The organism is Holdemania filiformis (assembly GCF_003459085.1).
Lineage (GTDB): Bacteria > Bacillota_I > Bacilli_A > Erysipelotrichales > Erysipelotrichaceae > Holdemania > Holdemania filiformis.
The window spans coordinates 21,181-30,868 of record NZ_QRUP01000033.1 but is presented as its reverse complement, the minus strand read 5'-3'; the positions used below and the strand labels follow the sequence as shown (position 1 = coordinate 30,868).

The window sequence follows — 9,688 nt, the reverse complement described above, 5'->3', positions numbered from 1 at the left end:
AAGTTCCAGCACAGATCGCCAATGGAGCGGTCATCAAAGTCAACTATGACGTTAAATCCTATAACTACAAAGTTTCCCATGTTTATCGAGATGCTGATAACAATGTTGTTGAAGAACTGACAACGACGAAGGCTGACGAGAAACGTGATTACCTGTCCGTTATTGCTGAATCTCCAAGAGGCCCAGAAAATGCAAATGGTAATTTCGTTCTGTCGAATATCGAAGTTGACAGTGTTGATGAATCGACATTGCAGGCAGATGAAGAAGGAAACATTACGGGAACCATGCCAGCTGAAAATCTGACAATTACGTTCTACTATGATGCAGATAATATCGGTGAGAAAGACCCTGAAGAAGGAGATGGAATCGCAGATAAATATCAAATCACAGTTACGTATGACGCAGTAAACGGTAAAGTTGTTGCTAATCAGGGACCATTTGTATTGACGAAATACAATGCCAACCATGAATATGCAATGGACGGAGTCGCTTATCTGGCTGAAAATCAGATCGCAACAGTTGAACCGAATTTGGGTTATCATCTGACAGGCTGGACACCAGAAAAACCGACAACAGAAATCGCATTGAATGAAGATATGAAATTCGTAGCGACATTCGTCATCAATGAATACCAAGCGACAGTGAAGTACATTGATGAAGAGACGAAGGCTGAAATCGGAACAGCGAAGGAAGTTCCAGCGAAGCATGGAGACACGATCAACGGTGAAGATTATAAGATAGACATCGAAGATTACGTTTACACCCATGCGGAAAGCAAAGCAATCACGGAAGAAGGAATGATCGTCAACGTTTACTACAGCGCTGATGAAAATCATGACGAGATTCCGGATAAGTATCAGATTCATGTAAACTACAACGCAGTGAATGGTACGATTACCGCTAACCAGGGTCCGTTTACCTTGAATAAGGTCAACGAGAATGGTGAATATGCGGTTGATGGCATTGCTCATCTGAGCGAAGATCAAATTGCGAAGGCAAGTCCGAATAACGGATATCAGGGCGGTACTTGGAGTCCGATGGCTCCGACTACGGCGTTGGATCTGACAGAGGATATTACTTTCACGATTACCTTTACAGCAAATCCAGCAGATCCGGATCCTGTTAACCCAGGCTGTCCGGCAGGCACGGAATGGAATGAAGAAGCGCAGGCTTGCTTAGCGCCAGTCGTTCCGCCAGTACCAGTTGTACCTCCGGGACCAGGTCCAGTTAATCCTGAACCGCAGCCGGAAGAAGAAGTCATCGTTGAACCGACAACACCGGAAGGCGGCGGAGAAGTAACTCCGACACCGACACCGGAAGTCGAAGAGATCGAAGAACCAGAACAGCCGCAGGTCGGCCATAAGGGTTCTTGGGCTCTGATCAACCTGATCGCCAGCTTGCTTGGCTTGTTAGCGGCGCTGTTCCTGATTTTCGCGAAGCACTCGAAAGAGGATGACGACGAGGAAGATCAGAATCAGACCGTAGCGATGAATGAAGAAGAAGATCCGGAACAGTTGAAGCGCAAGAGAATCTACAAGTGGATCTCGGGCTTGACGGCTGTCATCTCGGTCATCGTCTTCGTCCTGACCGAAAACATGCGGCTGCCGATGGTCTTGGTTGATAAGTGGACGCTGTTGATGGTTGTCTTCTTCCTGATCAATGCCGTAACGCTGTACTTAGGCAGAAGATGGCATGAAGATGAGGATGACGAAGAACAAACACAGGCGTAATTATCACAAACGATAGAGAAAGGTCGAGCTCAGGCTCGGCTTTTCTTTTGCTTTCAAGGAATGGAATAACCGTCAATGAGGTTGAAAACAAGTTTACATAAAAATCCAGAATTTGGAAAAATGAAAATTATCTTTAACTTAGTTTGAGCTAACCTGTGGAAACAGGCTTGGTTAAAGGACTTAGTTCTTTTGAGTGAACTCAGTCGAAATTTGAATAAAAAATTCAAGTTTACAAGGCTTGATGGTCCAGGTTATCCGTGCTATCATCTTAATAGTTGAATTTTCAACTAATCGAGGTGAGGGGATGGAAAAGACAGGACGGCTGTTAACGGATTCGTCCATTTTATATCGCTGTTCGCAAAAATACTACGATAAAGTCCTGGACGCCTATCAGCTGGGATCTGGTCAGCTTCCGTTTTTAATTTTCATTTATGAGAACGAAGGCATTACGATGAACGGTCTGGCGCAGCTGGGCTGTTACGACAAAGGAACCGTCACCAAAGGTGTTCAGCGGCTGGAAGAAGTCGGTTACGTTACGATTGAGGTCAGTCCGGCGGATAAACGCGTGCGGACGCTGCGTACAACGGCGAAAGCGAAAGAGATTATCGGTCAGATCTACCTGATCCGCCAACAATGGTGGGATCAGATCACGCAGAACATGAGCGAAGCGGAAGCGGCGTTGTTTGAGAAGCTGCAAAGTAAGGCGGTCGCGAACGCGCTGGATTATTTGGCGGAAGAAGAACCGGAATTAGAAGGCGTGGGTATTTTTGGAATTCAGAAGATGACGCTGCTTGACTATCCGGGAAAAATTGCGAGTACCTTGTTTACCGGCGGCTGTAACTTCCGTTGTCCGTTCTGTCAGAACTCTGATCTGGTGTTTCTGGCGGAAAATATGGCGCAGATTCCCAAGGAAGAATTGTTTGATTTCTTAAATCGGCGGCAGGGAATTCTGGAAGGGATTTGTATCAGCGGCGGTGAACCGCTGCTGCAGCCGGGGATCGAGGCCTTCTTACGGCAGATCAAGGAGCTGGACTATCCGGTCAAGCTGGATACCAACGGCAGTTTTCCAGACCGCTTAGAGCATCTGATCGACGAAGGGCTGGTCGATTACGTGGCGATGGACTTAAAGAACTGCCGCGAACGCTATGGCGAAACGGTCGGCCTGGCCAAGCTGGATCTTGCCGCGATTGAAAAAAGCGTCGCGTTGTTAATGCGGGGGAAAATCCCGTATGAATTCAGAACGACGGTGGTCAAAGAGCTGCATACCGCGGAGGATATGCGGCGCTTGGGTGAATGGGTCAAGGGCGCACGCAAGCTGGTTCTGCAGCAGTTTGTCGACAGCGAGCGGGTGATCCAGCCGGGGCTGCACGCCTGCACAAAAGAAGAGATGGAAGCGTTCCGGAGGATTTTGCTTCCATGGGTGCCGGACACCGAGCTCCGGGGATTGTAGAGGGAAGAAAGGGTAGAGAAGTATGTATAAAGTAGTAAAACGCGACGGCATGATTACGGAATTTGATATCAGCAAGATTTCACTGGCCATCACCAAAGCCTTCGAGGCTCAGCAGAAGCAGTATCATCCCAGCGTGATCGATATGCTTGCCCTGCGGGTGACCGCGGATTTTGAAGGCAAGATCAAAAACGATCTGATTCAGGTCGAAGACATTCAGGACAGCGTGGAATCGATTCTGATTCAGTCCGGATATTCCGACGTCGCCAAGGCGTACATTCTGTATCGCAAGCAGCGTGAAAAAATCCGCAATATGAAATCGACAATCCTCGATTATAAAGAGCTGGTCGACAGCTATGTCAAAGCGACGGACTGGCGGGTGAAAGAAAATTCAACCGTGACCTATTCGGTCGGCGGTTTGATTCTGAACAACAGCGGCGCGATCACTGCGAACTACTGGCTTTCGGAGATCTATGACGAGGAAATCGCCAACGCGCACCGCAGCGGTGATATCCATCTGCACGATCTTTCGATGCTGACAGGCTACTGCGCCGGCTGGTCGCTGAAGCAGCTGATTCTGGAAGGCTTAGGCGGCGTGCCGGGCAAAATCACTTCCAAGCCGGCCAAGCATCTGGCTTCGCTGTGCAATCAGATGGTTAACTTCCTGGGCATCATGCAGAACGAATGGGCAGGCGCGCAGGCGTTCTCCTCGTTTGACACCTACCTGGCGCCGTTTGTCAAGGTCGATCATCTGAGCTATGATGAAGTGAAGAAATGCGTCGAGTCGTTTGTCTACGGCGTGAACACCCCGAGCCGCTGGGGCACGCAGGCGCCGTTTTCCAACATTACCCTGGATTGGGTCGTTCCTTCCGATTTAGCGCAGCAGCCGGCAATTATCGGCGGTCAGCCGCAGGATTTCACCTATGGCGACTGCCAGAAAGAAATGGATCTGGTCAACAAGGCCTTCATTGAGATCATGATTGAGGGCGACGCCAACGGCCGCGGCTTTCAATATCCGATTCCGACGTATTCAATCACAAAGGATTTCGACTGGTCGGATACCGAAAATAATAAATTGTTGTTTGAGATGACCTCGAAGTACGGCACGCCGTATTTCTCCAACTATGTCAACAGCGACATGCAGCCCAGCGATGTCCGCAGCATGTGCTGCCGTCTGCGGCTGGATCTGCGCGAACTGCGGCGGAAGTCCGGAGGCTTCTTCGGCAGCGGTGAAAGCACCGGTTCGGTCGGCGTCGTGACGATCAACCTGCCGCGCATCGCCTACCTGGCTAAGGACAAAGACGATTTCTACGCCCGGCTGGACCGCTTAATGGACATCTCCGCGCGCTCGCTCAAGGTTAAGCGTCAGATCATCACCAAGCTGCTCAACGAAGGCCTGTATCCGTATACGCGCCGGTACCTCGGATCGTTCGACAATCATTTCTCAACGATCGGGCTGATCGGCATGAACGAGGTCGGACTGAACGCGGCCTGGCTGCGCGCCGATCTGACGCATAAGGAAACGCAGGAATTCGCCAAGGAAGTGCTGAATCACATGCGTGAACGGTTAGTTGTGTACCAGGAAGAATACGGTGATCTGTATAACCTGGAAGCCACGCCGGCGGAATCGACGACCTATCGTCTGGCCAAGCATGACAAGCAGCTGTATCCGGACATCATCACCGCGACGGAGGAAGGCAATACGCCGTATTACACCAACAGCTCGCATTTGCCGGTCGGTTATACCGAGGATATCTTCGAGGCGCTGGACGTTCAGGACGAGCTGCAGACACTGTATACATCCGGTACCGTCTTCCATGCTTTCTTAGGTGAAAAGCTGCCGGACTGGAAAGCTGCCGCTTCCTTAGTCCGCAAGATTTCCCAGAATTATAAACTGCCTTATTATACATTGTCTCCGACGTATTCGATCTGCAAAGACCACGGTTATATCGCGGGCGAGCAGTATGTCTGCCCGATCTGCGGCCGTACAACCGAGGTTTACAGCCGGATCACGGGTTACTACCGGCCGGTTCAGAACTGGAATGCTGGCAAGACGCAGGAATACAAGGAACGCAAGGTTTACGATATCGGTCATTCCGTGCTGAAAGGCCGCCAGGCGCTGAAAGAAGCACCGGTCCAGCCGGAAAGCCGTGAGGAAAAGAGTGTGCCGTCTTCTTCCGCGGAAGGCCGTGTCCTGTTGTTTACGACGAAAACCTGCCCGAATTGCAAGATGGCCGGTCGGCTGCTGGACAAAGCCGGAATCGCCTATGAACTGATCGACGCGCAGGAACAGGCACAGCTCAGCGAACGCTTCTCGATCATGCAGGCGCCGACGCTGGTCGTCGTAGATCAGAATTCCAACTGCGTCTACAAGACGAATAACGTGCAGGACTATATCACGCGGCAGCGCTGAGGAACAATCCCATTTTCCAATGTCAGGAGGATGGGATTTTTTATTCTGAAAATTGTGTCAATCTATGAATAATACTGGCATTCATGAAAGCGCTTCGCTATAATGAAAGCAGACAGAACGAAGATTGAAAAGAAAGCGAGGAACAGGAAGATGGAAGAAAAGTTAGAGGCGCAGCTGCGCGAATTGGCCGGGATGATCGACCATACGATACTCAAGCCGAACGCGACAAAACAGAAAGTGCTGGAGGTTTGCCAGGAGTGCCGGGATTATCATTTCAAGATGATCGCGATCAACTCCTGCCAGGTGACGTTATGCCATCATGCCTTAAAGGGCAGCGGCGTGCATGTCGGAGCAGCGATCAGCTTTCCGCTGGGCCAGACTGAACTGAATATCAAGCTGCTGGAAACGGAGCATGCCATCCGCCAGGGCGCAGACGAGATCGATTATGTCGTCAATCTGACGGAGCTGAAAAGCGGCAACTGGGATCTGGTGCGCAAAGAGATGGATCGGATCACGCGGCTGTGTCACCAATATGGCAAGATCTGCAAGGTCATCTTTGAAACATGCTATCTGAGCGAGGAAGAAATCATCCGTCTGGCGCAGATTGCTCGCGAGGTGAAGCCGGACTTCATCAAGACCTCGACCGGTTTCGGTCCGGCCGGGGCGACGGCCAAGGACGTGTTTATCATGAAGCATGAAGCGGGTGAGGACGTTCAGGTCAAGGCGGCCGGCGGCATCCGTTCCTTAGCGACGCTGCTGGAAATGAAGAAAGCGGGCGCGACGCGTTTCGGCACCTCCTCGTCGATTAAGATCATGGAAGAAGCCCGGAAGCTGCTGGAAGAAGGCGGTACGCTGTGAAAACGCTGATCCATAACGCCCAGGTGATCGCCGACGGATTTCGCGAGATTCCCTGCGGCGCGGTGCTGGTCGAGGAGGGAAAGATCGTTGCGTTGATGCCGGAAGCCGAGTGGACGGCGCAGGCGGAGAATGCGGACGAGGTCATCGACGCGGAAGGGTTGAGGCTGACGCCGGGCTTGATCGACATCCACATCCACGGGGCGGCCGGGGAAGATCTGATCAGCGGGAAGGCTGAGGCGGCGGAAGCGGTGAGCCGCAACGTCGCGATGGACGGCTGTACAGCCTTCATGGCTTCGCTGACAGTCGTATCGCACGAAAGACTGCTGGAAATTCTGCGCGGCTTGGCGATAGTGACGGATTTGCCGGGGGCCGCGATGTTGGGCATTCATTCGGAAGGTCCGTATTTAAGCCCGGATTATAAGGCGCTGATGGATGAACGCTACCTGCGCGATCCGTCGTTAAAGGAACTGCAGGAGATGGTCGAAGCGGCTCAGGGACGCTTGAAAGTGATGACGGTCGCACCGGAGCGGAAAGGTATGGACGGCTTGATCCAGGCTGCGGTGCAGGCGGGAATCACCGTGATGGTCGGTCATACCAACGCGACCAGCGCCGACGTTCACCGTGCCAGTCTTGCCGGGGCTGCCGGCTTCACCCATTTATACAATGCGATGAGTCAGCATCTGCATCGCGATCCCGGCACGGTTACGGGCGCGTTTTTAGAGGAAGGGATGAAGGCGGAGCTGATCGCGGACGGCTTCCATGTCGATCCCGAGGTTGTGCGGATGACGTGGAAGCATTTCGGTCCTCAGCGGCTGGTGCTGATCACCGACGCGATGCTGGGCAAAGGGATGCCGGACGGCGACTTCGAGTTCAGCGGACTGCATTGCCGCAAGCACGGCCAGCATGTTCAGGTGGTGGAAACCGGCCGGCGCGCGGGATCGGCGATCGGGATGAACGACGCAGTGCGGATGATGGGCGAGATGTGCGGCTGCACACCGTGCGAGCTGGTTCAGATGGCGTGCGTGAACCCGGCTTTCTTAGCTCAGGCGGAAAATCGTAAGGGCCGCCTGGCAGCCGGGATGGACGCCGATCTGGCGCTGTTTGACAAGCAGTGGCAATGCCGCGCGACGATGGTCGAGGGCCGCTGGGTTTACCGCCGTTAATCCGCAGGTTCTATTCATTGTAAGAGCGTCGGGAAACCGAAAGTGCTTTCCAGGGTAAAAAAATAAATTTTTGAGTTTAGGATTGGATATTCTTTCCAGCTTCGGGTATAATACAAACCACTGGAGGCATGAAACTATGAAAAAAGCGATTTATTGTTATAACATCGACGATGTCGATCAACATATTTTAGAGACAATCACCGCCCCGATGAACATCGAGCTGGGTTTGCTCGATGACGGCATGCTGAAGATGACGGTCGAAGAGATCCTGCAGCGGCAGCCTGCCAGCAATCAGGACTGCACGCGGTTTGATATTTCGTTTATGTTGATGGACGAGCTGAGCGATGAAGAGATGAAGCAGATTTTAAGCGCGGGCGAACAGGCGCACTGGCACTTTGATCCGATCAAGATGTTCGTGACCGAGCACAACCGTCTGTGGACGCTGGAAACGCTGTTTGGCGAAGTGATGAAGGAACATCAGCTGTTTGCCAAGGCCGAGCAGGTCGCCGCGATTCTGCGCCGCGCAGATCAGCTGGATTTGAAAACCTGGCCGGCAGAGCAGGCGGAACGCCTGAATATCGCGCTGATGAAAGGCTACATGTTGTTAAAGAGCGGCCGCTTTGACGAGGCTCAGCTCGATCAGACGCTGAGTGAACTGACGCAGGCGATGGGGGAATGAATTTCATTCTCCCTTTTTGATTTTGACTTAAAAACTCGCAGGTAAGCTACCATTCTTGAATAAATTATGCTAAACTGGGAGAGCAGAGGTGAATAAATATGAAATATAATTTTGATCAAGTGACCGACCGCAGCCATACTGACGCCACAAAATGGTATGTCGTACAGGAAACGCTGGATATTCCCGACGTGACGCCGTTGTGGATCGCGGATATGGATTTCGCGGTTTCCGATCCGATCCAGGCCGCGCTGAAAAAGCGCATGGAGTGCCCGGCTTACGGATATACGGAACGCGGTCCGATTTATACGCAGGTCATGGCGGACTGGTTTAACCGCCGCTATCAATACGGTGCGGATCCGGAAATGATGATGATGTCGACCGGCGTCATGTATTCAGTGTCCGCCGCGATCCGGCTGTTCAGCCAGGAAGGGGATAAGATTCTGATTCCGACCCCGGCTTATGAACCGTTTGTCGACAAGACGCTGTCCAACCGCCGCGTGCCGACGCTGTGTCCGATGCACGAAGAGGATGGCTATTATACGCTGGACTTTGAGGACATGGAGAAGAAAATTGACGAGCAGACGAAGATTTTCATTCTGTGCAATCCGCAGAATCCGACCGGCCGCGTCTATACGAAGACGGAACTGGAACAGATCGCCGCGTTCTGTGAGAAGCATCAGCTGAAGATTATCGCTGATGAAATCCACGCCGATTTCGTCTTTGACGGTCAGTTCACGCCGATCATCAACATTAACGACTACACCCGGCAGAACACGATCGCATGCGTTTCCTGCACGAAGTCGTTTAATCTGGCCGGCTTGAAAATCTCCGGCGTGATCATCAAAAATCCGGAACTGTTCCAAGCGTTTAAGGCCGAAGCTGTCAACGTCGGCATCGCAAGCATCAATATCTTCGCGCTGGAAGCGATGAAGGCTGCCTATCAGTTCTCTGAGGACTGGATGGATCAGCTGCTGGAATACATCAAGGCCAACCGGGATTACGCCGACGAGTTCTTCCGCACGCGGCTGCCGATGATCAAAACGCGCAAACCGGAGGGAACGTATTTCTTCTGGCTGGATATGCGCGATTGCGGCATCGAGTGGGAGAAACTGAACCAGACCTGCATCGAGGAAGGTCACGTCTATCTGTCCGAAGGCAAATTCTTTGGCGAGGACTATCTGGGCTTCGAGCGGCTGAATCTGGCCAGCCCGCGCGCCCAGCTGCAGACGGGATTGGAAAAGCTGGAAAAAATGGTTCTGGCGCATCAGAAATAAAAGCTGAGTAAAGCGAAGTAAAAAGCGGCTGCAGCCGCTTTTTGTGTTGCCTAAAAAGAGCGAAGAGCGGCAACGGGAAAAATGAAATTGCGGCCGATCCTGATTTCTGCGTCCATTTTTCCTT

Annotated in this window: 7 protein-coding genes; all 7 read left to right on the top strand. The window is 52.1% G+C overall.

Annotated features, from left to right (window positions below):
• Positions 1-1,730 (top strand): FILTED domain-containing surface protein (locus tag DWY25_RS17795; RefSeq protein ID WP_117896280.1); only part of this gene is annotated, 1,730 nt, incomplete at its 5' end.
• A 304-nt stretch (positions 1,731-2,034) separates the two neighbouring features.
• Positions 2,035-3,180: an anaerobic ribonucleoside-triphosphate reductase activating protein gene (locus DWY25_RS17140; RefSeq protein ID WP_117896278.1), complete on the top strand. Its 1,146-nt coding sequence runs from the start codon at positions 2,035-2,037 to the stop codon at positions 3,178-3,180.
• 22 nt (positions 3,181-3,202) lie between these two features.
• Entirely contained in the window at positions 3,203-5,590 is a 2,388-nt protein-coding gene (locus DWY25_RS17135) for a ribonucleoside triphosphate reductase (RefSeq protein ID WP_117896276.1), read from the top strand.
• Between the two features lie 150 nt (positions 5,591-5,740).
• Positions 5,741-6,448, top strand: coding sequence for a deoxyribose-phosphate aldolase (gene deoC, locus DWY25_RS17130; protein WP_181981892.1), 708 nt, complete (start codon positions 5,741-5,743; stop codon positions 6,446-6,448).
• On the top strand, positions 6,445-7,611 hold the full coding sequence (nagA, locus tag DWY25_RS17125; RefSeq protein ID WP_117896272.1) for an N-acetylglucosamine-6-phosphate deacetylase: 1,167 nt from the start codon (positions 6,445-6,447) through the stop codon (positions 7,609-7,611). The genes deoC and nagA overlap by 4 nt, the downstream gene beginning before the upstream one ends.
• 136 nt (positions 7,612-7,747) lie before the next feature.
• On the top strand, positions 7,748-8,290 hold the full coding sequence (locus DWY25_RS17120) for a DUF3783 domain-containing protein (RefSeq protein WP_006059816.1): 543 nt from the start codon (positions 7,748-7,750) through the stop codon (positions 8,288-8,290).
• A gap of 98 nt (positions 8,291-8,388) precedes the next feature.
• Positions 8,389-9,564 (top strand): MalY/PatB family protein, encoded by a 1,176-nt coding sequence (locus tag DWY25_RS17115; protein ID WP_006059815.1) that lies wholly within the window; start codon positions 8,389-8,391, stop codon positions 9,562-9,564.
• Positions 9,565-9,688: the final 124 nt, after the last annotated feature.

Bases quoted from the DNA above. Each gene is read 5' to 3' on its own strand.
- DWY25_RS17120 (WP_006059816.1), top strand. From the start codon at position 7,748: ATGAAAAAAGCGATTTATTGTTATAACATCGACGATGTCGATCAACAT.
- DWY25_RS17140 (WP_117896278.1), top strand. From the start codon at position 2,035: ATGGAAAAGACAGGACGGCTGTTAACGGATTCGTCCATTTTATATCGC.
- DWY25_RS17115 (WP_006059815.1), top strand. From the start codon at position 8,389: ATGAAATATAATTTTGATCAAGTGACCGACCGCAGCCATACTGACGCC.
- DWY25_RS17135 (WP_117896276.1), top strand. From the start codon at position 3,203: ATGTATAAAGTAGTAAAACGCGACGGCATGATTACGGAATTTGATATC.
- deoC (WP_181981892.1), top strand. From the start codon at position 5,741: ATGGAAGAAAAGTTAGAGGCGCAGCTGCGCGAATTGGCCGGGATGATC.